Origin of the sequence: Brevundimonas sp. (assembly GCF_051858995.1) — a bacterium.
In the GTDB taxonomy this organism is placed as follows: domain Bacteria; phylum Pseudomonadota; class Alphaproteobacteria; order Caulobacterales; family Caulobacteraceae; genus Brevundimonas.
The window spans coordinates 25828-50860 of record NZ_JBHYGN010000011.1 but is presented as its reverse complement, the minus strand read 5'-3'; the positions used below and the strand labels follow the sequence as shown (position 1 = coordinate 50860).

Annotated in this window: 30 protein-coding genes and 2 tRNA genes; 10 read left to right on the top strand and 22 right to left on the bottom strand. The window is 68.2% G+C overall.

Annotated features, from left to right (window positions below):
* The first annotated feature begins 152 nt into the window (after positions 1 to 152).
* Both ACTIEF_RS12530 and ACTIEF_RS12525 read left to right on the top strand, forming a co-directional pair.
* Positions 153 to 1298 (top strand): N-acetyltransferase, encoded by a 1146-nt coding sequence (locus tag ACTIEF_RS12530; RefSeq protein WP_439472475.1) that lies wholly within the window; start codon positions 153 to 155, stop codon positions 1296 to 1298.
* A gap of 162 nt (positions 1299 to 1460) precedes the next feature.
* Positions 1461 to 2120 carry a hypothetical protein gene (locus ACTIEF_RS12525; RefSeq protein ID WP_439472474.1) on the top strand — a complete coding sequence of 220 codons (660 nt, stop codon included), beginning with the start codon at positions 1461 to 1463 and terminating at the stop codon, positions 2118 to 2120.
* A gap of 200 nt (positions 2121 to 2320) precedes the next feature.
* On the opposite strand, the gene mscL is transcribed toward ACTIEF_RS12525, so the two are convergent.
* The 6 genes from mscL to aroA all read right to left on the bottom strand — a co-directional run bounded on the left by mscL (position 2321) and on the right by aroA (position 7364).
* Complete coding sequence (mscL, locus tag ACTIEF_RS12520) at positions 2321 to 2740, bottom strand: large-conductance mechanosensitive channel protein MscL (protein WP_439472473.1); 420 nt, start codon at positions 2738 to 2740, stop codon at positions 2321 to 2323.
* 13 nt (positions 2741 to 2753) lie between these two features.
* A complete protein-coding gene (locus ACTIEF_RS12515; RefSeq protein ID WP_439472472.1) occupies positions 2754 to 3038 on the bottom strand; it encodes an integration host factor subunit beta in 285 nt (94 codons plus the stop codon).
* Between the two features lie 244 nt (positions 3039 to 3282).
* Positions 3283 to 4986, bottom strand: a complete 1704-nt coding sequence (gene rpsA / locus ACTIEF_RS12510) for a 30S ribosomal protein S1 (protein WP_439472471.1) — start codon at positions 4984 to 4986, stop codon at positions 3283 to 3285.
* 158 nt (positions 4987 to 5144) lie between these two features.
* Positions 5145 to 5795, bottom strand: a complete 651-nt coding sequence (gene cmk / locus ACTIEF_RS12505) for a (d)CMP kinase (protein ID WP_439472470.1) — start codon at positions 5793 to 5795, stop codon at positions 5145 to 5147.
* Entirely contained in the window at positions 5792 to 6073 is a 282-nt protein-coding gene (locus ACTIEF_RS12500) for a hypothetical protein (protein ID WP_439472469.1), read from the bottom strand. Before ACTIEF_RS12500 ends, cmk begins: the two co-directional genes overlap by 4 nt.
* Entirely contained in the window at positions 6066 to 7364 is a 1299-nt protein-coding gene (gene aroA / locus ACTIEF_RS12495) for a 3-phosphoshikimate 1-carboxyvinyltransferase (protein WP_439472673.1), read from the bottom strand. The genes ACTIEF_RS12500 and aroA overlap by 8 nt, the downstream gene beginning before the upstream one ends.
* Positions 7365 to 7500: 136 nt before the next feature.
* Here aroA and ACTIEF_RS12490 point away from each other — a divergent pair, with 136 nt between their 5' ends.
* The 4 genes from ACTIEF_RS12490 (at position 7501) to ACTIEF_RS12475 (ending at position 9137) form a co-directional block, all read left to right on the top strand.
* The gene (locus tag ACTIEF_RS12490; protein ID WP_439472468.1) at positions 7501 to 7965 is read left to right on the top strand and encodes a TIGR02300 family protein; all 465 of its coding nucleotides are present in this window, start codon (positions 7501 to 7503) and stop codon (positions 7963 to 7965) included.
* Between the two features lie 180 nt (positions 7966 to 8145).
* Positions 8146 to 8221 (top strand) — tRNA-Ala (locus ACTIEF_RS12485).
* Between the two features lie 153 nt (positions 8222 to 8374).
* Positions 8375 to 8797, top strand: a complete 423-nt coding sequence (locus ACTIEF_RS12480) for an Hsp20 family protein (RefSeq protein WP_439472467.1) — start codon at positions 8375 to 8377, stop codon at positions 8795 to 8797.
* Between the two features lie 82 nt (positions 8798 to 8879).
* The gene (locus tag ACTIEF_RS12475) at positions 8880 to 9137 is read left to right on the top strand and encodes a DUF1150 domain-containing protein (RefSeq protein WP_439472466.1); all 258 of its coding nucleotides are present in this window, start codon (positions 8880 to 8882) and stop codon (positions 9135 to 9137) included.
* 166 nt (positions 9138 to 9303) lie between these two features.
* Here ACTIEF_RS12475 and ptsN read toward each other — a convergent pair whose 3' ends face one another.
* The 12 genes from ptsN to ACTIEF_RS12415 all read right to left on the bottom strand — a co-directional run bounded on the left by ptsN (position 9304) and on the right by ACTIEF_RS12415 (position 16835).
* Positions 9304 to 9771: a PTS IIA-like nitrogen regulatory protein PtsN gene (ptsN, locus tag ACTIEF_RS12470; RefSeq protein WP_439472465.1), complete on the bottom strand. Its 468-nt coding sequence runs from the start codon at positions 9769 to 9771 to the stop codon at positions 9304 to 9306.
* Positions 9772 to 9844: 73 nt separating this feature from the next.
* Positions 9845 to 10510: a ribosome hibernation-promoting factor, HPF/YfiA family gene (gene hpf, locus ACTIEF_RS12465; protein ID WP_439472672.1), complete on the bottom strand. Its 666-nt coding sequence runs from the start codon at positions 10508 to 10510 to the stop codon at positions 9845 to 9847.
* Between the two features lie 87 nt (positions 10511 to 10597).
* Positions 10598 to 12109, bottom strand: coding sequence for an RNA polymerase factor sigma-54 (gene rpoN, locus ACTIEF_RS12460; RefSeq protein ID WP_439472464.1), 1512 nt, complete (start codon positions 12107 to 12109; stop codon positions 10598 to 10600).
* A 291-nt stretch (positions 12110 to 12400) separates the two neighbouring features.
* Positions 12401 to 12997 (bottom strand): peptidase S14, encoded by a 597-nt coding sequence (locus ACTIEF_RS12455; RefSeq protein WP_439472463.1) that lies wholly within the window; start codon positions 12995 to 12997, stop codon positions 12401 to 12403.
* On the bottom strand, positions 12994 to 13179 hold the full coding sequence (locus ACTIEF_RS12450; protein WP_439472462.1) for a hypothetical protein: 186 nt from the start codon (positions 13177 to 13179) through the stop codon (positions 12994 to 12996). The genes ACTIEF_RS12455 and ACTIEF_RS12450 overlap by 4 nt, the downstream gene beginning before the upstream one ends.
* Before the next feature lie 108 nt (positions 13180 to 13287).
* A complete protein-coding gene (locus ACTIEF_RS12445) occupies positions 13288 to 13638 on the bottom strand; it encodes a DUF2200 domain-containing protein (RefSeq protein WP_439472461.1) in 351 nt (116 codons plus the stop codon).
* A 3-nt stretch (positions 13639 to 13641) separates the two neighbouring features.
* Complete coding sequence (locus ACTIEF_RS12440; protein WP_439472460.1) at positions 13642 to 14064, bottom strand: GNAT family N-acetyltransferase; 423 nt, start codon at positions 14062 to 14064, stop codon at positions 13642 to 13644.
* Entirely contained in the window at positions 14064 to 14852 is a 789-nt protein-coding gene (gene lptB, locus ACTIEF_RS12435) for an LPS export ABC transporter ATP-binding protein (protein ID WP_439472459.1), read from the bottom strand. The genes ACTIEF_RS12440 and lptB overlap by 1 nt, the downstream gene beginning before the upstream one ends.
* 21 nt (positions 14853 to 14873) lie before the next feature.
* On the bottom strand, positions 14874 to 15350 hold the full coding sequence (locus tag ACTIEF_RS12430; protein WP_439472458.1) for an LptA/OstA family protein: 477 nt from the start codon (positions 15348 to 15350) through the stop codon (positions 14874 to 14876).
* Positions 15350 to 16006, bottom strand: coding sequence for an LPS export ABC transporter periplasmic protein LptC (lptC, locus tag ACTIEF_RS12425; protein ID WP_439472457.1), 657 nt, complete (start codon positions 16004 to 16006; stop codon positions 15350 to 15352). The genes ACTIEF_RS12430 and lptC overlap by 1 nt, the downstream gene beginning before the upstream one ends.
* A 12-nt stretch (positions 16007 to 16018) precedes the next feature.
* Entirely contained in the window at positions 16019 to 16633 is a 615-nt protein-coding gene (locus ACTIEF_RS12420) for a ribonuclease D (protein ID WP_439472456.1), read from the bottom strand.
* Positions 16634 to 16748: 115 nt separating this feature from the next.
* Positions 16749 to 16835: transfer RNA gene (locus tag ACTIEF_RS12415), tRNA-Leu, on the bottom strand.
* Between the two features lie 182 nt (positions 16836 to 17017).
* On the opposite strand from ACTIEF_RS12415, the gene ACTIEF_RS12410 reads away from it, so the two are divergent.
* On the top strand, positions 17018 to 17995 hold the full coding sequence (locus tag ACTIEF_RS12410) for a complex I NDUFA9 subunit family protein (protein WP_439472455.1): 978 nt from the start codon (positions 17018 to 17020) through the stop codon (positions 17993 to 17995).
* An 85-nt stretch (positions 17996 to 18080) separates the two neighbouring features.
* Here ACTIEF_RS12410 and ACTIEF_RS12405 read toward each other — a convergent pair whose 3' ends face one another.
* Together ACTIEF_RS12405 and ACTIEF_RS12400 are read right to left on the bottom strand one after the other, a co-directional pair.
* Entirely contained in the window at positions 18081 to 18887 is an 807-nt protein-coding gene (locus tag ACTIEF_RS12405) for an undecaprenyl-diphosphate phosphatase (RefSeq protein WP_439472454.1), read from the bottom strand.
* 30 nt (positions 18888 to 18917) lie between these two features.
* Positions 18918 to 20126, bottom strand: a complete 1209-nt coding sequence (locus ACTIEF_RS12400; RefSeq protein WP_439472453.1) for a citrate/2-methylcitrate synthase — start codon at positions 20124 to 20126, stop codon at positions 18918 to 18920.
* 98 nt (positions 20127 to 20224) lie between these two features.
* On the opposite strand from ACTIEF_RS12400, the gene ACTIEF_RS12395 reads away from it, so the two are divergent.
* The 3 genes from ACTIEF_RS12395 (at position 20225) to queG (ending at position 23053) form a co-directional block, all read left to right on the top strand.
* Entirely contained in the window at positions 20225 to 21145 is a 921-nt protein-coding gene (locus ACTIEF_RS12395) for a cation diffusion facilitator family transporter (protein WP_439472452.1), read from the top strand.
* Between the two features lie 45 nt (positions 21146 to 21190).
* Complete coding sequence (fzlA, locus tag ACTIEF_RS12390; RefSeq protein ID WP_439472451.1) at positions 21191 to 21874, top strand: FtsZ-binding protein FzlA; 684 nt, start codon at positions 21191 to 21193, stop codon at positions 21872 to 21874.
* Positions 21875 to 21985: 111 nt separating this feature from the next.
* Positions 21986 to 23053 carry a tRNA epoxyqueuosine(34) reductase QueG gene (gene queG, locus ACTIEF_RS12385; protein WP_439472450.1) on the top strand — a complete coding sequence of 356 codons (1068 nt, stop codon included), beginning with the start codon at positions 21986 to 21988 and terminating at the stop codon, positions 23051 to 23053.
* Positions 23054 to 23185: 132 nt separating this feature from the next.
* Here queG and ACTIEF_RS12380 read toward each other — a convergent pair whose 3' ends face one another.
* Both ACTIEF_RS12380 and ACTIEF_RS12375 read right to left on the bottom strand, forming a co-directional pair.
* On the bottom strand, positions 23186 to 23719 hold the full coding sequence (locus ACTIEF_RS12380) for an FKBP-type peptidyl-prolyl cis-trans isomerase (protein WP_439472449.1): 534 nt from the start codon (positions 23717 to 23719) through the stop codon (positions 23186 to 23188).
* Positions 23700 to 24902, bottom strand: coding sequence for a threonine ammonia-lyase (locus ACTIEF_RS12375; protein WP_439472448.1), 1203 nt, complete (start codon positions 24900 to 24902; stop codon positions 23700 to 23702). Before ACTIEF_RS12375 ends, ACTIEF_RS12380 begins: the two co-directional genes overlap by 20 nt.
* Positions 24903 to 25033 lie beyond the last annotated feature (131 nt).

The window sequence follows — 25033 nt, the reverse complement described above, 5'->3', positions numbered from 1 at the left end:
TTATTTGTTCCAACGCCGGCCAGAGTCAAACCGGAATCCGCGCCTCGCGCCCTACGGTAACCATCAATCGACCCCAGATTGTAGAACCGGCCCGGTCTCTGCACGTTTTGCGACGTGGGAGCCTCGGGTTCCCGAAACGATACAGTTTGGCCATGACCCTCAGAGAGATCGCGGAAGCCGACTATCCCGCCATCCAGGCCCTGCATCGCAGCGTGGGCTGGCCGGAACGGTCGCTGGCGGGCTGGCGATGGCTTCACGCCAATCCCGCCCGGCTCGACATCGGCGCTCCCGCGGGCTGGATCGTCGACGGCCCCGATGGCGAGCCCGCCGGCCACGTCGGCAATCTGATCCAGCGCTTCCGGCTGGGCGAACGACGCCTGCACGGCGCCACCGGCTTCAACATCATCGTCTCGGCGGCGGTGAAAGGCTCCAGCCGGGCCATGCTGAAGACCTTCATCCGCCAGCCGGACGTCTTCGCCCGCTACACCTTCAACGCCAATTCCAGGTCCCAGCCCCTCTATGTCCGCCACGGCATGCAGGCCTGGCCCGAACAGACCCACGCCCTCAAACTCAGCTGGATCGTCGCCCCCCTGCCGCTGGCGATCAGCCGCCTGTGGCGACGGCTCTACGACGCCGCCCCCGGCATGGTCGGCTCGCGCGAGCGGCTGATGAACGACCGGCTCGGCCGCGTCGCCCGCCCCGCCCTGCCGCCGGGGGTCCGCGTCCTCACCGACTTCAGCGACGCCTCCCCCTACGCCGCCTTCTGGACGGCGCTGGCCGCCGAACCCCGCCTGCTGGCCGACCGCAGTCCGGAGATCCAGCGCTGGCGCCTGCAGGACCCCGACCTGTCCCAGCCGCCGCTGATCCTCTCGTTCGAACGCGACGGCGCCATGGTCGCCTACGCTATCGCCATGATGGCCAAGTCCAACATCCTCGAACCCCCGGTGCTCGAGATCATCGATCTGGAAGCGCTGGCGAACCACGCCGACGTCATTCCCGTGCTGATGACCGCCCTGCGCGACGCCGCCCGGGCCATGGGCGCGGCCAAGCTCCGGCTTCAGGCCGTCTCGCCCCAGGTCCTGCACCGGCTCGGCGACTTCGCCCGCACCGCCCGCCGCGAAGGCGGCTGGGGCCACTGCCACGCCCAGTTCTCGCCCAACGCGCCGGACCCGGCCCTCTGGTCCCCCACCCCCTACGACGGCGACTACGCCGTCTGCCTGCGCCCAGTCCCGCTGGAAGGCGTCCATGCCGGGGTCCGCGCCCCCGCTCCCGGCGCGCACACGGCGTCGAAGGCCTGAGCACGGAAGCAGGGCATAGGGGATAGGGTGTGGGGTGTGGAGTGCACGCGCCCGCCACACTCAACACCCCACACCCCACACCCCACACCCTGCTCCCCTCCTCCCCCTACGTCCAAATTTGACGTATCGCCGTTCCATAATGCCTCAACTCCGGAGGCTCCCATGAACGACGCATCCCCCGCCGACGCCGGCCACAACCCTGTCTCCGACGATGTCTGGAAGCAGATCCGCGAGGACTATCTGTCCGGCTGGTCCGCCCCGGCCTGCGCGCGGCGCTACGGCGTCGGGCTCAGCACCGTGCGCAAACGGGCGGCCGATGAGAAATGGCGACGCGGGGACCAGCCCCCGTCCCTGCCCATGGGTCTGGATCGTGACGACGTGGGCCTCGCGCTCGAGGAGCGCTTCGACGGCGATCTGGACAGGATCCCTCTGGGCGAGCTGATCATCGTCGCCTTCCAGCGGATGACGCGGGCGGTCCTGCACGGCAACGCCGCCGAGGCCCTGCGCTGGCGCCGCGTCCGCCAGGCCCTCGACGCCGAGCGCGACCGGGTGGTGGAAATCCACCGGCTCGAACGGCTCCGCCGTGAGCAAGAGGCGCGTAAGACCCGCCCCAGGCAGAGCGCCCGGTTGGAGGCGATGCGCGAGGAGACCAGGGCCATGGCGACCGCGTGCAGACGCCTCGACGTCCTCGAAACCGGAGCGGGCGGGATAGACGGATTAGACGGTTTAGACGCTTTGGACGGTGTATTCGCCCCGTCTCCACCCTCGCCCTTCATCCTCCCCGGCCTCCCCGTCGGAAGAGCGCCTTCAGGGCCGCCTTGAGGGGTATGGCGGCTCCCGAAACCACGCGCCACAACTGCTATCGTCATCCCGGGGGCGCGAAGCGAACCCGGGACCCGGCGGCGCGCGTGAGCGCGACCCTGCCGGGTATACAGGCGTCTCTACATGGACTTTCAGTGTTTCGCCGCCGTCGCGGCGCCGCTGGGTCCCGGCTTTCGCCGGGATGACGCTAGCAGCGAGGCTTAGCGCTTGGCCTTCAACTCGTCGCGGATCTCGGCCAGCAGGGCCTCGGTCGCGGTCGGGGCCGGCGGGACTTCCGGTGCGGGCGCGGCGGCCTGTTCGCGGCGCAGCTGGTTCACGACCTTCACCATCAGGAAGACCACCATGGCCACGATCAGGAACTGGATCACGGTGTTGATGAAGGCGCCGTACTGGATGGCGACCTTCTCGACCTCTTCGGTCAGCGGGTTCTCGGGGACCAGCACCCATTCCAGGTTCGAGAAGTCCACCCTGCCCAGCAGCAGGCCGATCGGCGGCATGACCACCTGTTCGACCAGGCTGGTGACGATCTTGCCGAACGAGGCGCCGATGATCACGCCGACGGCCAGATCAATGACGTTGCCGCGGGCGATGAATTCCTTGAACTCGCTAGCCAGTCCCATGGGGCTCCTGATGTCAGTCGGTGGCGTTCAGCCGCTCGCGCAGCTCCTTGCCGCTCTTGAAGAAGGGCACGGCTTTCGCCGGCACCTCGACCGACTCGCCCGTACGCGGGTTCCGACCAGCGCGCGCCGGACGTCCCCGAACGGAAAAGGCTCCGAAGCCACGGAGTTCCACGCGACCGCCCTCGCCCAGCGCGTCGACCATCTGGCCGAGCACGACGTTGACCACACGCTCGACCTCAGCATGGGTCAGATGCGTGTTCTCGGCAGCGAGCTTTTCGATGAGCTCGGATTTGATCATGCAGGCCCCCGCCCCTGTCAGCCCTTCCCGGGCCCATACGGGTGCATCTGAACGCCGGATGCAAGGCCCACCCTAACGCTCGCGCGGCGGGGGAAAAAGGCCCCAAGCCCCGATTACTGACGGAATTGTAGGTTAACTGTACGGTAACGTACGTAATTTGCCCGCCAAGGCAGCGGCGGGGCACGAAAAAGGCGGCCGGAAAAATCCGGCCGCCCCATCGTTCTTTCGTCACTGACGAAGAGGCTTATTCTTTCGAGCCGGCCTTTTCGCGCAGGGCGGCGCCCAGGATGTCGCCCAGCGAGGCGCCCGAGTCGGACGACCCGAACTGCTCGATGGCTTCCTGTTCGTCCTTCATTTCGAGCGCCTTGATCGAGACGGAGACGCGGCGCGAGGCCTTGTCCACGCCGGTGACCATGGCGTCGACGCGGTCGCCGACCGAGAAGCGCTCGGTGCGCTGCTCGTTGCGGTCGCGCGACAGGTCCGACTTGCGGATGAAGGCGGTCGCCGGGGCGTCCTCTTCACCGAACTTGACCTCGATGCCGCCGGTCTCGATCGCCGTCACGGTGACGGTGATCTGCTGGCCCTTCTTGAAGGTGTCGCCTTCCATCGGATCGCCGCCGAGCTGCTTGATGCCCAGCGAGACGCGTTCCTTCTCGACGTCGACGTCCAGGACCTTGGCCTTGACGGTTTCGCCCTTGCGGTAGCGCTGGATGGCTTCTTCGCCCGACACGTTCCAGTCCAGGTCCGACAGGTGGACCATGCCGTCGATGTCGTTGTCCAGGCCGATGAACAGGCCGAACTCGGTGGCGTTCTTGACTTCACCCTCGACGGTCGAGCCGATCGGGTGCGAGGCCACGAAGGCATCCCACGGGTTGTCCTGAGCCTGCTTCAGGCCCAGCGAGATGCGGCGCTTGGAGGCGTCGACGTCCAGCACGACCACGTCGACTTCCTGCGAGGTCGAGACGATCTTGCCGGGGTGGACGTTCTTCTTGGTCCACGACATTTCCGAGACGTGCACCAGACCTTCGACGCCGGCTTCCAGCTCCACGAAGGCGCCGTAGTCGGTGATGTTGGTGATGCGGCCCGACATCTTCGCGCCGACGGGGTACTTGGCTTCCACGCCGTCCCACGGGTCGGCCTGCAGTTGCTTCATGCCCAGCGAGATGCGTTGGGTGTCCGGGTTGATCTTGACGATCTGGACCTTGACGGTGTCGCCGACGGCCAGGACTTGCGACGGGTGCGAGACGCGCTTCCACGACATGTCGGTGACGTGCAGCAGGCCGTCGATGCCGCCCAGGTCAACGAACGCACCGTAGTCGGTGATGTTCTTGACGACGCCTTCGCGGACTTCACCCTCTTGCAGCTGGCCGACCAGCTCCGTGCGCTGTTCGGCGCGGGCTTCTTCCAGGATGGCGCGACGCGAGACGACGATGTTGCCGCGCGGACGGTCCATTTTCAGGATGGCGAAGGGCTGTTCCTTGCCCATCAGCGGGGCGACGTCGCGCACCGGACGGATGTCGACCTGCGAGCCCGGCAGGAAGGCCGAGGCGCCGCCCAGGTCGACGGTGAAGCCGCCCTTGACGCGGCCGACGATGGTGCCGTTGACCGGCTGGCCGTCGGCGAAGACGACTTCCAGGCGGGTCCAGGCTTCTTCGCGGCGAGCCTTGTCGCGGCTGATGACCGCTTCACCCAGGGCGTTTTCGACGCGCTCCAGATAGACTTCGACGTTGTCGCCGACCTTCGGGATCACGGCGCCTTCGCCGATGCCGAATTCGCGGGCCGGGATGCGGCCTTCGGTCTTCAGACCGACGTCGATGATCAGGATGTCCTTCTCGATGCCGACGACGCGGCCGTGGACGACCTGGCCTTCGCCGAGGTCACGGCCTTGCAGTTGTTGGTCGAGAAGCGCGGCGAAATCGTCGCGGGTGGGGGTCAGGGTGTCGGTCATGTAACTCTGGGGTTGGAGAAAAGGTCTTGCGCGCGACCGGAAGGTCCCGCGCGAAGGGGGTTCAAAAGAGGAAATCAGGTCGTCGGGACGCGAGGCTTCAAACTCAGCCAGAGCGCCCGCGGAAGCCGAGGATGGAGCGTTGGATTTGCGAGAGCGGTCTAGAGACCGTGTTTCGCGCGCGCCGCCTCGACGATACGGCGGGCCGCATCGAAGGCGGCTTCTATATCCATATCGGTCGTGTCCAGCAAGACGGCGTCTTCAGCCTGCACCATGGGGGCCGCGCCCCGCCCGGCGTCGCGCTCGTCCCGCTTGATGATGTCGGCCAGCATGGCCTCGAAGGCGATGTCCTGCCCCCGCGCCGTCAGTTGCTTCCAGCGCCGGGTCGCCCGCACGTTCGGCGTCGCGGTGATGAACAGCTTGGCCTGGGCGTCCGGGGCGATGACCGTGCCGATGTCGCGCCCGTCCAGCACCGCACCGCCCGCCTGGGTCGCGAAGGCCTTCTGGAAGGCCAGCAGGGCCGCGCGCACGCCGGGATAGCCGGCGATCCGGCTGGCCGCCTCGCCCGCCTCGCCGCTGGTCAAACGGTCGGTGTCGGTCAGATGGCTGGCGTCCAGTTTCAGCGCCACGGCCTCGGCCGCCGCCGCGTCGTCCAGCGACCCGCCCGCGTCCAGCACGCCCACGCCCACGGCTCGGTACAGCAGACCGGTGTCCAGATGCGGCAGGCCATAGGTTGCGGCCAGCCGCGCGGCGATGGTGCCCTTGCCCGAGGCGGCGGGTCCGTCGACGGCGATGATGAGAGAAGCGGTCATTCTGCTCCTGATGCCTTCTCCGAGGCCTTCAAGACAAGGGCGCCGACGCCCGCCGCGATCATGGCGATCACGAGCAGCAAGCCGAAATGGCCCCACGGAAAGATCATCGCGGCCCAGAAAAGCCCGGGATCGTCCGCCAACCGGAAGGTTCCGGACTTGCGGGTGACAACGCCGTCGTAGCCGTCCACCAGGGCGCAGACGAACAAGACCAGGAAGCCCACCGCGCAGCTGAAGGCGAAGTCTTCGAACTGCTTCGCGGAAGGCGTTCGCTCAGCCACCGATCTCCCCGCCCAGTCCCCGCATCATCTCGACGAAGCCCGGGAAGCTGGTGGCGATCATGTCCGGGTCATCGACGGTGACCGGCTCTTCAGCGGCGAGGCCCAGCACCAGATGGCTCATGGCGATGCGGTGATCGTGGGCGGTGTGCACCGTCCCTCCGCCCCGCACCGGACCGCCGGTGACGATGAAGCCCTCGGGCTCCTCCTCGACCGCGACGCCGCAGGCGCGCAGGCCCGCGACCATCAGGGCGATCCGGTCGCTCTCCTTGACCCGCATCTCGCCGACGCCGCGCATCACCGTCCGCCCCTCCGCGAAGGCGGCGGTGGCGGCCAGGATCGGATACTCGTCGATCATCGAGGCGGCGCGGTCCTCCGGCGCCACCACGCCCTTCAGCGCCGAGTGACGGGCGGTGATGTCGCCGACCTCCTCGCCTCCAGCCATGCGACGGTTGGTGATGGTCAGGTCCGCGCCCATCTCCAGCCAGGTGTCGAACAGGCCCGTGCGCAGCGGATTCAGCATGACGCCCTCGACCGTCACGACCGAGCCCGGAACCACCAGCCCCGCCGCCAGCGGGAAGGCCGCCGACGACGGATCGCCCGGCACCGCGACGAAGGTCCCGGTCAGCGGCTGGCCGCCCATCAAGGTGATGGACCAGCCCTCACCATGGTCTTCGACCCCGACTTCGGCTCCGAAGGCGCGCAGCATCCGCTCGGTGTGGTCGCGGCTCTTCTCCGGTTCGGCGACCGTGGTCACGCCCTCGGCGTTCAGCCCGGCCAGCAGGATGGCCGACTTGATCTGGGCCGAGGCCACGGTCTGCACATAATCGATGCCACGCAGGGTCCCGCCCGTCAGTCGCAGCGGCACCCGATCCTCCGCCGCCAGCCAGTCGAAGCTCGCGCCCATATCGGCCAGCGGGACGGTGACGCGCTTCATCGGCCGCTTCCGCAAACTCGCGTCGCCGTCGAAGGTCGCGGTGATCGGATAGCCCGCCGCCGCGCCCATCAGCAGGCGCACGCCCGTTCCGGCGTTGCCGCAGTCGATGACGCTGTCCGGCGAGCGGAAGCCGCCCCGCCCCGTGATCCGCCAGCGCCCCTGCCCCAGCCGCTCGACCTGGGCGCCGAAGGCTTCGGCGGCGCGGGCGGTGGCCAGGACGTCATCACCCTCCAGCAGGCCCTCGACTTCCGTCACCCCGGTCGCCATGGCCCCCAAGATCATCGAGCGGTGGGACATGCTCTTGTCGCCGGGGGCGCGCACGGAACCGGTCAGCGCGGGGCTGCGACGGGTGGTCAGATGTGTGGTGTTCGTCACCCGCAGGTCTCCGAAAGGTCAAGGACGGCGCGGGTGGCGCAGACTTCGCTTTTGACAGCGGCCCCAAGGGGTGGCAAGGGACGCCCCCGAATTCCCCCCTACCGTGAGAGGCGCCTCCGTGGCTAATCCCGAACTGGGCCAAAAGCAGGTCTGTCCGAACTGCCAGGCCAAATTCTACGACCTCAACCGTCGTCCGGCCCATTGCCCCAAGTGCGGCACCGACTTCGATCCCGAAGAAGCCCTGAAGCTGCGCAACCGCCGCGGCCGTCCGGCCGGCTACCCGGCTGACGACGAGGCCGAAGATCAGGTCAAGGACAAGAACGCCGAAGGCGACGAGGACGAGGACGAAGCGACCTCGACCCCGGAGATCGACGAGGAAGGCCATGAGCCGATCCTGACGCCGGACGACGACGATGACTCGCCCACCGACCCGACCGAGGAGCCCGGCATGGGCGAGGCCGGCGACGAGGACGACGTCCTGGCCGACGACGACGATGACGACTCGGTCCCCTTCATCGAGGACGAGGATGACGATGACTCGTTCGAGGACGAGATCGGCAAGCCCGAGAAGGACGAAGACTGACGGAATTCCGGGCGGATCGACGCGTGTTGATCCGCCTGGAAACACCTTGAGAACGGCGTTCGAAAAAGGTGAAAATAAAAGGCGAAAACGGGCTTGATCCTCAAACGGGCCTGACATAGTTTCCGCCGCCTCGCCGGGGGTCAACACCAACACCTCGGCGGACGAAACCGGCAACGGTTCGGGGCTTTAGCTCAGTTGGTAGAGCGCTTGCATGGCATGCAAGAGGTCAGCGGTTCGACTCCGCTAAGCTCCACCATGAAGGCCTCGCGGGACACCGCGAGGCCTTCTCCAATTCCGGCCCTGGCCGGATTGCACCGGACGCCTTCCGGTCCCATCTAGAGCTCAGCCGGCGCCCTGCCGATCTCGGGGGGCGTGGACGGCTTAGAGGCCTGCTTCGGGGGCAAGAGACATGACGACGCGCACCATCCTGTTCGACAGCCCCTTCCTGCTGGGCTTCGACCACACCCGGGCCCTGATCGACCGCGCCCAGCGGGCGGCGGCCGACAGCTATCCCCCCTACAATGTCGAGCAGCGCGGCGAGCAGGCCGTCCGCATCACCCTGGCGGTGGCGGGCTTCGGCCCCGACGATCTGGCGATCACTCTCGAAGGCCGTCAGCTGACCATCGCCGGCAAGCGAGAGGATGCGGCCGCCAAGGACCCGCAGGCCTTCCTGCATCGCGGCATCGCCGGTCGCGGCTTCGTACGCAGCTTCGTGCTGGCGGACGGGCTGGAGGTTGACGAGGCGAAGCTGGAGCACGGCCTGCTGCACGTCGACATGAGCCGCCCCGAGGACCTGCCGGTCCTGCGGCGCATCCCCATCACGACGGGCTGACAGCCGTCGTTCCCACGGTCGCCGCTGACGGGACCGAACCCAAGCGCCTTATCGGCGTTAGTTGATTGAAGGAGGCGGTCACATGACGCCTGAGAGAATGACCCACAAGGACTTCGCCGATCTGGGCGCTCCGGACCTCGTCTATGTGCGCGAGATCCGCGCCGCTGACGTGATGGCCGACACCCCCATGACGGCGATGCAGGGCCTGTCCATCGACCCGGAGGCCACCCTCTATGCGGTCCACGGAGCCGACGGCGAGCGGCTGGCCGTGATGGTCGACCGCGAGACCGCCTTCGCCACCGCCGTGGCCCACGAGCTGGAGCCCGTGTCGGTTCACTGATGACATACCACAAGGGGCGCTAACGCTCGGCTCGCGGAGCCTCGCTGCTTGAGCGCCCGCGGCTGGCCCGCCCCTGAGGACGTCCAGCGAGATATCCCATGCGCTCAGGCAGCCACCCGCCGCGCGGTTGGCGTTAGCGCCCTTCAAAGAAAGACCATGGCCGCCCCTAGGCCGCCGTAGCCGGGACCTGATCGCGGACGAAGAGGGCGTGGATGGCGTCAGGAGTGTGGGCCTGACGCAGTTGCTCGCGCATCTCGGACGAGCGCAGGGCGCGCGAGACCGCCGCCAGGGCCCGCAGGTGCTCGGCCCCATCGCTGGGCGGAGCGAACAGGGCGAACAGCAGATCGACCGGTCGGTCATCGACCGAGCCGTAGGCGACCGGCGTATCCAGGCGCACGAAGACCGCCGTCACGCGGTTGACGCCGTCCAGACGGGCATGAGGCACGGCCACGCCAGAGCCGAGCCCGGTCGAGCCGAGCGCCTCGCGCTCCAGCAGAGCCTCCAGCACGCGCTCTTCGGGCAGGCCGAGGGCCTGGGCGGCGGCGTCAGCCACCACATGAAGCGCCTGGCGCTTAGACGACGCGCCGCTGCGCAGGACGACGCCGCCGTCCGCGAGCAAATCACCGATGTCCATTGAAACCCCGACTCTCACTTCATCCCAGGGTGGGCGGGCGCCCTTTAGAACACCCGCCCTTCCGAGGGAAGCACTATGACGTACGACCGTTTACCGAACCGTGTCCGTTGAGAGAAACACCCTTTCGGTCGGGGTCGATCCAGCCGACGTTTCCGTCGGGACGGCGATAGACCACCGAGATGCCGCCATGGGCGGCGTTGCGGAAGACGACGACCGGATAGCCGGTCATGTCGAGCTCGGCCACGGCGCGGCCGACGGTGATGGTGCGGATCTCGGTTTCGTTCTCGGCGATGACCATGCCCACGGGCGGAGGCTCGTCCGGAGCCCCGGCGTCGCCGAACGCATCATCCTCGACCTCGTCCGGATTGCGCAGGACGATGCTACGGGCGACCTCGCGGGCGGCGTCCTCGGTCTTCTCCGGCGAGAGACGCTTGGGCCCGATGTGGTGATCCTTCAGGCGGCGCTTGTACCGGCGCACCCGCTTCTCGAGCTTGTCGAGCGAGTCGGAGAAGGCGCCGTGGGCGTCCCCTCCGAGGCCGGTGGTCACGATCGCCTGACCCGAGGCGAGGCGGACCCAACAGTCCACCTTGAATCCATGACCGTCTTTCGAGACGACGACCTCAGCATCCTGAGCGCCGCGTTCAAAATATTTTCCGATCCCGTCTTCGAGTTCCTGGGAGATGCGCGAGCCTAACGCTTCGCCGACATCTACGTGCTTGCCGCTGACCTGGACTTGCATGCCGATAGAACGCGACCGATCCGGTTTGGTGTCAACGAAGAACAAGGAAATCGACAGTCACGCTTGCGCGATTGGTCGCAGGGGGAACTAGCCCGCCTTGAGCATTCGTTTGCGCTCGACAGACGACGGAATCCGCAGGGCTTCCCGGTATTTGGCGACCGTGCGGCGGGCGATGTCGATGCCGGCTTCGCTGAGCAGTTCGACGATGCGATCGTCCGACAGGACGTCGCCGTCGCGGCCCTCGCCGTCGATCATGGTCTTGATCCGGTGACGGACGGCTTCGGCCGAGTGAAGCGCGCCGCCGTCCGACGACTGGATGGCCGCCGTGAAGAAGAATTTCAGCTCGAACACGCCGCGCGGCGTGGAGACATATTTGTTCGAGGTGACCCGGCTGACGGTCGACTCGTGCATGCCGATGGCGTCGGCGACGGTCTTGAGGTTCAGGGGGCGCAGGAACTCGACCCCGAAGGCCAGGAAGGCGTCCTGCTGGCGCACGATCTCGGACGCCACCTTGAGGATGGTCTTGGCCCGCTGGTCCAGCGACTTGACCAGCCAGGAGGCCTGGGCCGCGCAGTCGGCGACGAAGGTCTTCTCCACCTCGGTGCGCGCGCCCGAGGCGACGACGCCGTGATAGCGCTTGTCCATGATCAGGCGCGGCAGGGTGTCGGAGTTCAGCTCGACCTTCCAGCCGCCCGCCGGATCGGCCCGGACGTGGACATCGGGGATGACGGTCTGGGCCGGTTCGCCGCCGAAGCCGGCGCCGGGGCGCGGTGTCAGCGCCTTCAACTCGGCGATCATTTCGGCCATGTCCTCGGCGTCGACGCCGCAGATCTTGCGCAGGCCGGTCAGATCCCGCTTCGCCAGCAGGTCGAGGTTCTCCAGCAGGGCGGCCATGGCCGGATCGAAGCGGTTGCGCTCGATCAGCTGCAGCTCGAGGCATTCGGGCACCGAGCGCGCCATGACGCCGGTCGGCTCGAAGCCATGACAGGCGGCCAGGACGCTCTCGACCCGCTCGATGCCGACGCCCAGCCGCTCAGCCACCTCGGCCAGATCGCCGCGCAGGTAGCCGCCCTCGTCGACCATGTCGATCAGGGTCAGGGCGATGCCGTGGTCCGCCGCCGAGAAGCCCGCCTGCGACGCCTGGGCCTGCAGATGCTCCCACAGGGTGGCGTCACGCGCATCCGGCTGTTCACGTCCTTCGCCGTCCGGAAGGCCGCCGCCGGAGCCGGCGCGGGACCAGTCGGTCAGGCCGGGCTGGCCGTCGTCGGTGCGGTCGGCGCCGCGCTCGCCGGGGGCGGCGTCGCCATAGACATCGTCGCCCCGCGCATCGACGGAGTCGCCCGCATCGGCGGCGCGCCCGTCCTCGAAGGTCATCTCGGCGCGATCCGCGACCTCGGCCCGCTGTTCGACCGGGGCCTCGCCGGGTTCGCCGCCCGGTTCGCCGTCCTCGCGCTGGAGCAGGGGGTTCTTCTCCAGCTCGGCCTCGACGAAAGCCTCCAGCTCAAGGTTCGACAGTTGCAGCAGCTTGATCGCCTGCTGCAGCTGGGGCGTGATGACGAGCCCCTGCCCCTGTCTGATCTCGAGCCTTTGTCCGAGCACGCGATTTTCCCTGATCCCGGCGAAGTGGCCCGGAACTTGCTTCGGCGACCATGTCGCCGAACCGGTTAACGACCCTTGAAGGGTTTGACCGGTCCCGAACACGGGCCGGACCTGGGCCGCGCCGAGGGTGTTGAGGAAGGTCATCCGCTCGCGCAGGCGTTTCGCGCCCTTCAGAGGTTCTCAAGCCCAAAAAGGAGCGCCGGCCGCCTGAACGGCTCGCCCGTGACCTGGTTGGAGCATGTGACGGACGAGGAATACCTCGGAACCGGCGGCGGCTGAGCCGGCTATATCTTAGATCACCGCCTCCACCAGCCCGCGCGCCTGGGCCTCGCCGGCTTCGAGATACCAGTCGTGGGGCGCGCGCTTCAGCACCTCGTCCATGGTGATGTCAGAGCCCCGGATGAGGTTCTCGAAGCCTTCGTTCTGGATAGCGATCGAGTGTTCCAGCTCGTGCAGCAGGGCCTTCACGGGGGCGATGCAGGAGGTCAGCGGGCCGGCGACCTTGAGCATCTTCTCCATCTTGCGCTCGTGGATCATCACCCGCGTGCCCCGCGTCAGATAGCGGTTCTCGCGCGCGAAGAAGCTCATGAAGGTGGCGCCGGCGGAATAGATGGCGGCCTTGCCGAGGAAGACGAAGCGACGGTCGGGACGGTCCTCGCTGTGGAAGCGGATGTCCTCACCCATCATGCGGGCGACCTCCGGATCGCCGCCGAGGGTGGACAGTTCGGTGACGACCAGACCCGTGGCGGGCGCGGCCCCCAGCTGGTCGCGGAAGCGGTCGTACATGGCGTAATCCACCCTCCCGGCGAGCAGGATCTTGGGGCAGGCGAAGTGTCCGGCCGTCAGGCGAAGGCCATCGGACGTCGGGTGCAGGGCCGTCACGCTCATCCCTGACGCACCTCATAGCCGCGCGCCGTCGCCCAGCTGCGGGCCTCGTCCAGCGAGAAGAAGGGATGCAGGGGGTCGCGGATCGAGCCCTGATCGTCAGTCAGCTCACACTCCCACCAGCGGATGACGCGGTGATCGCGGGTGTGACGCTCGACGGGGATGAGGACGGCATAGGGGGTCATCGATCTGTCCTCACGGCTACTGGGGCCGTGTGAACACCTGGTGAGGACGTAGAGTTCCTGTGTCGGATCCCAGACACGAGCAGAGACGCCCGTGTCAGGAGGATCGGCTCAGGCGCGCAGCACCTTCTCCATCGCCTTGCCCTTGGCGAGTTCGTCGATGAGTTTGTCGAGGTAGCGGATCTCCTGCATCAGGCCGGGCTCCATGGCCTCGACGCGGATGCCGCAGATGACGCCGGTGATGAGCTCACGCGCGGGGTTAAGGGCGGGGGCGTTTCCGAAGAAGGTCTGGATGTCGGTCTTGTCGGCGATCAGGGCGTCGAGCTGGGCCTGGGAATAGCCGGTGAGCCAGCGGATGACTTCATCAACCTCGGCCTGGGTGCGTCCCTTGGTCTTGGCGGCCTTGGCGACATAGGCCGGATAGACCGAGGCGAAGGGCATGGCGAAGATGCGGTGGGTCATGCCTCAATCCTTCACGGGGAAGAGCCGGGCCATGCCGACCGATTTGGGCGCGGTCTCGGTGAAGCCGTACTGGGCGTAGAGGCGCTTGGCCTCGCCGTCGGCGATCAGGCTGACATAGGTCCCGGGCAGGGCGTGGCGTTCCGTCCAGGCCATGAGGGCGGCCATGATGGCCTTGCCGAGGCCCTGCCCCTGATGGGCGGGCTCGACGGCGATATCGACGACCTGAAGGAAGAGGGCGCCATCGCCGACGAGGCGGCCCATGCCGACGGCCCGCCCCTCATGCTCGATGACGATGGCGAAGAGGGTGTGGGGCAGGCCCGCGGCGGCGGCCTCAGCGCTCTTTCGGCCCATGCCCGCGACGGTGCGGAGACGCAGATAGTCCTCGACGGAAGGCGTGCGCTCGACGATGGCGTAGCCGTCGCGCATCAGCCGTACATATCGCCCAGATAGACGCGGCGGACCTCTGGGTCGCGGATGACGTCCTCGGCCTTGCCCTCGAAGAGGACCGCTCCGCCCGAGATGATCGAGGCGTGGTCGATGATTTCGAGGGTTTCGCGAACGTTGTGGTCGGTGATCAGGACGCCGATGCCCTGCCCGGCCAGATAGCGGATCACCTGACGGATGTCGGCGATGGCCAGGGGGTCGATGCCGGCGAAGGGTTCGTCGAGCAGCATGAAGCTGGGCTTGCCGGCGAGGGCGCGGGCGATCTCGCAACGGCGACGCTCGCCGCCCGACAGGCCCGAGGCCGGGGCCTGACGCAGGTGGTCGATGCGGAGCTCTTCCAGCAGGCGGGAGACCTCCTCGTTGATGGCGCGCTCGCCGGTGTGGTGCAGCTCGACCACCGCCCTGACGTTCTGCTCGACCGTCATGCCGCGGAAGATGGAGGCTTCCTGCGCCAGATAGCCGAGGCCCATGCGGGCGCGCTGGTACATGGGCTGGGCCGTGATGTCCTCGCCGTCCAGCCAGATCGAGCCGGAGTCCGGCGGGATCAGGCCGGTGATCATGTAGAAGCAGGTGGTCTTGCCCGCCCCGTTGGGCCCGAGGAGACCGGCGACCTCGCCGCGCTGGACGGTCAGGGAGACGTCACGAACGACCTGGCGCTGGCCGAAGGCGCGGGCCAGGTTTTCGGCGCGCAGGCCCGTGGCGCGCGCGGCCTCGACCGGGGCCGGGGCGGCGTCATGAACGTTGAGGGCGGAGAGTTCCTTGCGGGCCAAGTATCACCTGTGAGCCGGGGCTCAGTTCCCCGTGCTCTGGGGGTGGAAGACGCCCTGCACGCGGCCCCCGCCGCCGCCCTCCATCTGGGCGGACTCGGTGCGGGTGTTGTAGACCAGACGGGCGCCGGTGATGACGTTCTCGCCCTGGGTCAGGATGACGTCGCCGGTCAGGACGATGGTGTCGTTGCTGGTCGTGTAAACGGCGCGGTCGCCGCGGATCGTCTGTTCCGGGGTGACCAGATAGACGCTGCCGCTGGCTTCGACGCGGCTGTTCCCCGACTGATCGAGGCCCGAGATGCGGTCGGCGCGCAGGCGGCTGGTTCCCTGGATCAGCTCGGCGCGGCCGATCAGGTTCAGGGTCGAGCCCTGATACTCGACGCGGTCGGCGCCCCAGGTGATGGGCTGGTTGCCCTGGAAGCTCTGGGCGTCGCCCACGGTCGGCAGGGCGATGAGGCCCAGGCCGATGGCGGCGGCGGTCAGGAGTCTGGTCTTGATCATCAGTTCGCCCTCGTCGGGTTCACGGTCCCGCGCACCTTGTTTTCGCCCGTGCCGCTGAACACGACCCGTTGGCCCTGTTCATAGATCGCATAGGCCGAAGCGTTGATCGTTCCAAGGGGGCCGGTTCCCTGAACCCCCTTGTCGCCGGTCACGACGCCGGTGGCGGTGTTGACCACCGCCTCGGGCGTGACGAGCGTGAAGCCCGATCCGCCGTCCGAAATGCGGACGTTGGGACCGATGGTCACGGTCTTGGCGGCCTCGTTGTACTCGCCGCCGTCGGCGGTGAGGGTGGTGACCTTGCGGCCGCCCAGATTGAGCCGGAGCGCCGGGCCGATCAGGCGGAAGCGGCCGGTGTTGGCGTCACGCACCGCCCCCTTGGCGCCGATGACGAAGCTGCGCCCGCCCGCGTCCTGACCATGGAACATGGGGTTGTCGAGGCGGACCTCGCGGCTGGTCCCGGCCTTGCGCTCGACGTCCGACATGACGGTGCGCAGGGCGATCCAGCTGATGGTGCCGCCCGCGAGGACGAGGATCATCACCGGCAGGACGCGGCGCAGGAGCTGGACCCGGCGCGAGCGCGAGCGGAAGGCCTTGGCCGTCGCGGCGACGCGGGCCTCGTCTTCCGCCTTGCGGGTCTCAACCGGCTCCTGGCTCATCGGGCCTCAGTCTCAGGCGTGGGCGAAGATGTCCTGCTCGTCCCAGCCGGCCAGATCGAGGGCGGCGCGGGTGGGCAGGAAGTCGAAACACTGGCGGGCCAGTTCGGTGCGGCCTTCACGCTCAAGCATCTCGTCCAGACGGTTCCGCACGGCGTGCAGATACAGGACGTCGGAGGCGGCGTAGTCGAGCTGGGCCTGGGTCAGGACGGGCGAGCCCCAGTCGCTGGACTGCTGGGCCTTGGAGAGCTCCACGCCCGCGCATTCGCGCACGACATCCTTGAGGCCGTGGCGGTCAGTATAGGTGCGGGCCAGCTTGGAGGCGATCTTGGTGCAGTAGACCGGGCGGGTGTCGACGCCGAGGTGCAGCTGGAACATGCCGATGTCGAAACGGCCGTAGTGGAACAGCTTGAGCACGTTCGGATCGGCCAGCACGCGCTTCAGGTTCGGGCAGTCGTAGGCGGGGCGATTCAGGCGCACGACATGGGCGTCGCCGTCGCCGGACGACAGCTGAACCACGCACAGCGGGTCGCGGCGGAAGCGCAGGCCCATGGTCTCGGAATCGACAGCCACCACCGGGCCGAGGTCGAGGTCGTCGGGCAGGTCGCCTTCGTGAAGATAAACGGTCATGGGGAGTAGGTAGCGCCTTGGCGGTTGCGATGCGAGATCAATGTCGTCCGACAGCGCGGGCAGGCCCAAAACAGAAAAAGCGCCGCATCGGACGATGCAGCGCCTTTTCAATAATTGGTGCCCAGAAGAGGACTCGAACCTCCACGACCTTTCAGTCACTGGCACCTGAAGCCAGCGCGTCTACCAATTCCGCCATCTGGGCCAAACGTCCGTGCCGCGAGCGGCGTTTCCGTCTGGAAGGCGCGGACCTCTAAGGCAGTGCCCGGATCGGGTCAACAAGCTTTTTCAGCATTTTTTGCGTTTGCGTTGCGAGGCCCGCGCCCATCGTCTAATCCCCGCCCCAGCAAGGGTTATCCCGAGCGCCGTTCGCCTTTGGAGTCTGACATGAGCGAAGTCGCCCCCGGCCTGATCACCGTCTTCGGCGGGTCGGGATTCGTCGGCAGCCAGGTGGTGCACGCCCTGGCGCGCGCCGGATGGCGCATCCGCATCGCCTGTCGCCGTCCGGACCGGGCCTGGAAGCTGCAGACCTCGGGAACGGTGGGCCAGATCAAGGCGATCCGCTGCGACGCCACGGACGCCGCACAGGTCGCAGAGGCCCTGCACGGCGCCGACGCCGCGATCAATCTGGTCGGCATCCTGTATGAGGGCGGCGGCCGCAAATTCGAGGCGCTGCACGTCGGCGCCGCGCGCACGATCGCGGAAGCCTGCGCCGCCGCAGGGGTGGCCCGTCTGGTCCAGGTCTCGGCCCTGGGCGCCAATCCGGAGAGCAATTCCGACTACGCCCGCACCAAGGCCGCCGCCGAGATGGCGGTGCGCGAGGTGAAGCCCGATGCGATCATCGTGCGTCCGTCGGTCGTGTTCGGCCCGGGCGACGACTTCCTGAACAAGTTCGCCAAGCTGGCGCAGATGGCCCCGGCCCTGCCGCTGATCGGCGGCGGCCAGACCAAGTTCCAGCCGGTCTATGTGGGCGACGTGGCCGAGGCCATCGCCCGCGCCGTGGGCCGCACCCAATCGGACGGCCAGACCTATGAGCTGGGCGGACCGGCGGTGATGACGTTCGAGGACGTGCTGAAGCTGGTGGCGCGCGAGACCTATCGCACCCCGGGCTTCGTGCCCCTGCCCTTCTTCGCCGCCAAGGCCATCGGCGCGCTGGCTCAGATCACGGCGGTGGTCGGCGTGAAGCCGGTGCTGACCGAGGATCAGGTGCTGCTGCTGCAGAGCGACAATGTGGTGTCGGACGGCGCCCTGGGCCTGTCGGACCTGGGCATCGAGCCGACCGGCGTGGAAGCGGTGGCCGCCAGCTATCTGTGGCGCTATCGCCGCGGCGGCCAGTTCGCGGAACCCGCGGCGGCCCGAGGCTGAAAGCCAGGCATGAAAAGGCCGGGCTGGAGCGATCCAGCCCGGCCTTTTTCTTTGGCCGCGATCAGGCCGACGCTGCCTTCAGGCCCTAGAGACCACCGGTCAGCGCCAGGGCGAGCAGCCCGGTCAGGCCGACCGCGATCCGCCACCAGGCGAAGGGCGCGAAGCCGTGCTTGCTGACGAAGTCGAGCAGGAACTTCACCACCGCCAGCGCCGTCAGGAAGGCCACGACGAAGCCGATGGCGATAAGGCCTGCATCGCTGAAGTCGAGTTGGTCCCAGCTCTTGTACAGGTCATAGGCCACCGCGCCGCCCATGGTCGGCAGGGCGAGGAAGAAGGTGAACTCGGCCGCCGAGCGCTTGTCCGTGCCCAGCAGCAGCCCGCCAGCGATGGTGGCGCCCGAGCGCGACACGCCCGGCACCATGGCCAGGCACTGGAACAGACCGATCAGGCCATAGACCCGAAACGGATAGGTGTTCACGTCCAGATATTTCGGGACAGTCTTCATTCGATCGAGCAGCAGCAGCAGGACGCCGCCGACGATCAGGGCGACGCAGATGATCACCGGGGTCTCGAAGAAGACGGTCTTGATCAGGTCATAGGCCAGCACGCCGATGACGGCGGCGGGCAGGAAGGCCAGCAGGACGCCGATAATGAAGTGGCGCACGCCCGGATCGAACGGCCACCGGGTGGCGAGCCGCCACAGGCGGCTGAAATACACGCTGATGATGGCGAGGATGGCGCCCAGCTGGATGACGATCTCGAACGTCTTGCCGGTGCTTTCAAAACCGAGGAAATGCCCCAGCAGCAGCAGGTGGCCGGTCGAAGAGACCGGGATGAACTCGGTCAGGCCCTCGACAAGGCCTAGAATGATCGCCGACAGCCAATCCGGCATGCAGAACCCCTGGAACAAAAACCGTCCGGGTTAATGCGCACCCGGCTCCGGACCCACATAGCGCAGGCGCGCCCGGATAGGCGAGCCATCGAGCATCTGATCGATCGCATGGGCCAGAAGACCCGCCAGACGCCCGGTCAGGAGGATATCCTGCGCCGCGTCGCGGGGCAGCTCCATGCGGCGGGCGGTTGCGGCGAGGGCCAGGGCGAAGCCGGGCGGGTGTCCGACAGCCGCCTCCCCTTCACGCAGGACGCGGGCCAGATCGACAGGCAGGTCGGCGGCCGCCAGCAGGGCGGCGGCGCGCGGGTCGCCCGAGGGCCAGTCGGCGTCGCCGAACCCGGCCCTTTCGGCATCGCGGACGGCCTCGGCGGGGGCGCGGCGGGCGGCGTTGATCCAGTCGGAGGCGGCGACGGCCTCGCTGACCGCGCGCGAGGCCGTGAGGACGGCGAGACCGGACAGGGCGGCCGCGGCAGGCGAGGCCCCGCCCCCGGCGGCGGCGCGTGTGGCCATGACGGCGGCGTCCATCCCGGCGTCGGCGGACAGGACGAGGGCGCGGCGGATCAGCTGGGCGTCGCGCTCGGGCGCCTTCCAGAAGCGGGCGAGGCGCTGGTGCAGGAAGAGGCGCGGGCCGGGTCCGGCGACGGCGTCGACGGCCTCGTCCAGGACACGGGCGCATTCGATACGCAGGGCCTGGGCGTCGCGCGGCTTGGCGTCGGCGTCCTCCTCGGCGCGACGGGACAGGGCGGTGAACAGGCGGGCGCGGGGCGAGCCGCCGGGGGTGACGCCGACGCGCGGCTTGATCTCGGCGAAGGGATTGGCCGTGCGCGCGCCCCACAGGGTGCGGGCGACATCCTCCAGCGTGGCGGAGGTCGAGAGCTGGACCACATCGAGGCCGCGATAGAACAGGCGGTCCGAGGCGATGACGCTGACGGAGGTGACCAGATCGGCCTCGCCACGGGCGGCGGGACCATGCTCGTCCGGACGGGGCGCGGCGGCGTCATCGACGACGTCGCCGGTCAGGCGGGCGATGTCGCGGACGGCGTAAAGACTGCGGCGGGGATCATTGGGATCGGGGCGGGCGGCGATGCGGCCCCGGCTGACGTAGGCATAGAGGGTCTGAGCCTTGACCCCGAGCCGGTCCAAGGCCTCTCCCCGTCCGATCCAGCGGTCGCCGGTCGTCTCCATGATCAGCTCCTCCGGCTTGCCCCACGCCCGGAAACCATAATGGGACGCGACCATGGGGCCGTTTCGTGACGAACACGCTAACAACGGTACGCAAGGACGCCTTGGGAAAGGGGCGCCTTGGCACGGGCACGGGATTCCGCGACAAGTCGCACATGACCGCCTCCTCCCTCGACGACGCCCACGCCGCGACCCGCAGCGTCACGCGCTTGTCGGTGGGCGTGGCCGTGGTGCTGATCGCGCTGAAGGCCTTTGCGCTGGGGGCCTCGGGCTCGGTGTCGATCCTGGCGTCTCTGGCGGATTCGTCGCTGGACCTGCTGGCCTCGCTGGCCACCTTCTTCGCCGTGCGCTGGGCCGCCGCCCCGCCGGACGAGGAGCACCGCTTCGGCCACGGCAAGGGCGAGGCCATGGCCGCGCTGGTGCAGGCCGGGCTGGTGTTCGCCTCCAGCGTCTTCATCGGCTGGGAAGCCATCCAGCGCCTGTTCGACCCGCGTCCGGTGACGGCGGGATCGTGGAGCGTCGGGGTGGTGCTGATCTCCATGGCCCTGACCGGCTGGCTGATCTGGCGGCAGAGCCGGGCGATCAAGGCCAGCGGCTCGGTGGCCGTGGCGGCGGACCGGGCGCACTACGCCTCGGATCTGGCCGCGAACGTGGTGGTGCTGATCGGCGTCATCTCCGGGACCTTCCTGCGCGCGCCGGGGCTGGACGCCGCCGCCGGTCTGGTGGTCGCGGTCTGGCTGTTCTGGGGCGCGACCAGCGTGCTGCGCGATGCGGCGGACCAGCTGCTGGACCGTGCGACCTCGGACACCGACCGGGCGGCGATCACAAGCGCCGTGCTGGCCGACCCTCAGATCACCGGCGTGCACCGGCTGCGCACCCGTCAAACGGGGCCGGTGACGGTGATCCAGATGCATGTGGACATGGCGCCGACCCTGACCCTGGCCGAGGCGCACGATATCCTGGAGGCGGCGGAGAAGCGGCTGCTGGCGCAATGGCCGCACGCCGATATCCTGATCCATCCCGACCCGCGCGGGCCGGTGCAACCGGAAGCCGCGCAAAAAGGGCCGTGGTCCTGAGATCACTAACGCCCGTTTAACGGGCTTGGGCGCATGGATCGCCGGATGTCGGTCTCGGTCCTCTTCCACTTCGCCTTTGATCCCGCCTCGCGCGCCGCGCGTCTGGCGCTGGGCGAGGCCAAGGTCGCGTTCGAGGAGAACGCGGTGAAGCCGTGGGAGCCGGACTGTCCGGTCGGCGGCCTGAACCCGTCAGGCATGACCCCGGTGCTTCAGACCACGGCCAACAGCCGGGTGCTGACGGTGTGCGAGCAGTCGGCCATTCTGGGCTGGCTGGAGGACCGGACGAAGGAGGCCTTCCTGCTGCCGACCGACCCGTTCGAACGGGCCGAGACGCGACGGCTGGTCGGCTGGTTCGACCGCCGTTTCACCGACGAGGTGGACGCCGTGCTGCTGCATGAGCGGATGGAAAAGCCCCTGCTGCGACTGGGACCGCCCGAGGCTCGGGCGCTGCGCGCCGGGCGCGAGGCGCTGAAGCACCATCTACAGATGATGGAGCGACTGCTGGGCGAGCGCGACTGGCTGGCCGGACGGCGGATGAGCCAGGCGGACCTCGTGGCCGCCGCCCACCTGTCGGTGCTGGATTACTTCAGCGAGATCGGCTGGGCCAATTATCCGGGCCTGAAGACCTGGTACATGAAGCTGAAGTCGCGGCCCTGCTTCCGGACTCTGCTGAGCGACCGGTTCCCGGGCGTGGCCCCGGCGGCGCACTACACGGATCTGGATTTCTGACTGAGGAGTGAGAGTGCTAGTGAGTGGTGAGTGAGCGCTGTTTCAGCCCACGCGCCGATCTACTCACTCCTTGCTCACCAGCACTTTTCACTCCCGCCCAGCGCCAGTCCCGTGAGCGACCGCTTCAAGACCCACATCCGCAAGGCCGCAGCGGACCTCGGCTTCGAGGTCTGCCGCTTCGCCTCGGCCTCGGAGCCGTGGAGCGCGGGCGAGCGGCTGGCGCATTTCGTCGAGGCCGGGCGGCACGGCGAGATGGGCTGGATGGAGACGACGCTGGAGCGCCGCGCCCACCCGACGGCCATGTGGGACGGGGCGAAGACGGCGATCGTGCTCGGGCTGAACTACGGCCCCGAACACGATCCCCTGCCGGAGCTCGAGGACCGGTCGAACGGCTACATCTCGGTCTATGCGCGCGGCGACGACTATCACGAGGTGATCAAGGGGCGGCTGAAGACGCTGGCCGGGCAGATCGCGGCCAAGACCGGCGAGGAGGTGAAGGTCTTCGTGGACACCGCGCCCCTGATGGAGAAGCCGCTGGCCCAGCGGGCGGGACTGGGCTGGCAGGGCAAGCACACCAATCTGCTGTCGCGGAACCACGGCAACTGGCTGTTCCTGGGGGTGATCCTGAGCGCGACGGTGTTCGCGCCGGACGCGCCGGAGACCGAGCACTGCGGGCGCTGCACCGCCTGTCTGGACGCCTGCCCGACCAAGGCGTTTCCGGCGCCGTTCCAGCTGGATGCCCGGCGGTGCCTTTCCTACCTGACCATCGAGTTCGCGGGGCCGTGGCCCGAGGAGTTCCGCGAGGCGACGGGCAGCCGGATTTACGGCTGCGACGACTGTCTGGCGTCGTGTCCCTGGAACAAGTTCGCGGCGGCGGCGAGCGAAAGCCGGGTGCAGGCGCGCGACAGTCTGGTCTCGCCCCGGCTGGCCGATCTGGCGGCGCTGGACGACCCGGGCTTCCGGGCGCTGTTCACCAAGAGCCCGGTCAAGCGGATCGGGCGCAACCGCTTCGTCCGCAATGTGCTGTACGCCATCGGCAACAGCGGGGACGCCGAGCTGATCCCGTCAGCGGAAGCCCTGCTGGAGGATTCCGATCCGGTGGTGCGGGACGCGGCCGAGTGGGCCTTGTCCCGCCTCCTCCCCGTCGCAGATGGGGAGGGGGACCGCCCGGGCGACTGAGCCCGGGTGGTGGGGGCTGCGCCGGTGGAGAGGGCTTGGCGGATGGCTTTCAGAAGCCGGAGCCGCCCCCTCCGTCACGCTTCGTATCCGAAGCGCGCCACCTCCCCATTCGCGAAGCGAACGGGGAGGAAATCAGACGTTTGCCGCGCCGCTGACGATGCGTTCGCCGCCCGGGGCGGGGGCGACGGCCTGCAGCTTGAGGCGGAAAATCAGGACGCTGTTGGGCGGGATCTCGCCCGAGCTGCGCTCGCCATAGCCCTTGTCGGCGGGCAGGTAGATGATCCACTCGTCGCCGACCTTCATGTGCTGGAGCGCCTCGGTCCAGCCCTTGACGACGGTGCCGAGGGTGAAGACGGCGGGCGTGCCCTTTTCGAAGGAGCTGTCGAAGACGGTGCCGTCGATCAGCGAACCCTCGTAATCGACGCGGACCAGATCGTTGCTGTCGGGGCTTTCGCCGCCGGGCGGGCCGGACTGGATGACCTTGTACTGGATGCCGCCGGGCAGGGTCTGGACGCCCTCGGCCGTGGCGTTCTTCTCCATGAAGGCCTCACCGGCCTTGAGGTTGGCCTCGGCGTCGATGCTGCTGACCTCGGGCCCGCGATTGCAGGCGGCTAGAGCCGCGACCATGGCCAGCGCCGCGGCGCCCTTAACCCATCCGGAGTTCATAGCCCGCACCTTCAAGTCCCTGTCTGATTTCTTCCGCATGCGCCTCGCCACGGGTCTCGACCATGATGTCGAACTCCGCGCCCTTGGCGGGCACGTCCAGCGCCAGCCGGTTGTGCACCACGTCTATGATGTTTCCACCAAGGCCGCCGATGACGGCGCTCATTTTCGACAGCATGCCGGGGCGGTCGTCACCGAGGATGCGGTAGACGATCAGCCGCTTCTCGCGCACCAGCTCACGGTTCAGGACCACGGCCAGCATGCGGGCGTCGATGTTGCCGCCGGTCAGCTCGATGCCGACCTTCAGCCCCTTGAACTTCTCGGGATAGGCCAGCATGGCCGCCAGACCGCCGGCGCCCGCGCCCTCGGCCACGGTGCGTTCCATGGTGGCGAGGAAGGCGACGCCCTTTTCGAAATCGGCCTCCTGACAGACCAGCACCTCGTCGATCAGGCCGTCGCCGATGGCGAAGGGCACGTCGCCCACGGCCTTGATGGCGATGCCCTCGGCGATGGTCTGGCCGCCGCATTTCGGCGGCTGACCCGCGCGGCGGGCGGTGAAGGAGGGGTACATGGCCGCCTCGACCCCGATGATGCGAATCGACGGCTTCAGCGTCTTGGCCGCCAGCGCCGAGCCCGCGATCAGGCCGCCGCCGCCGATCGGGATGATCAGGACGTCGAGGTCCGGCGCATCCTCCATGAACTCCAGCCCGCAGACGCCCTGACCGGCGACGATTCCCTCGTCATCGAAGGCCGAGACGAAGATGAAGCCTTCCTCGTCGCGCAGGCGGTGGGCTTCTTCGGTCGAGCCCGAGAAGTCGAGGCCCTTGATGACGACATTGGCGCCGTGCTGGCGCGTGCCGTCGATCTTCACGAAGGGGGTGCCCTCGGGCATGACAATGGTCACCGGGATGCCCAGACGACCGCCGTGGTAGGCCAGGGCCTGGGCGTGGTTACCTGCGCTGGCGGCCACGACGCCCCGCGCGCGCTCGTCCGGCGTCAGCTGGAGCAGGCGGTTCAGCGCGCCGCGTTCCTTGAACGAGCCGGTGAAATGCAGGTTGTCGAACTTGATCCAGACATCGGCGCCGGTCAGTTGCGACAGGCGGCGGGAGTAGCGGACCGGAGTGCGGTCCACCTGACCGGCGATGCGTTCGCGGGCGGCCAGAATATCGTCAAACGTCACTGTCATGGGCTTCCCCTATAGCCGGTCTCGCGCCGGTTTGTTGCGCGCTTGTGAACCACGGCCCGAAGGGTCGCAACCTTGACCTTATGGGGGCGTTGAGGGTCTGATCCGATGTTCGACCCGAGCCCCCCACGGAG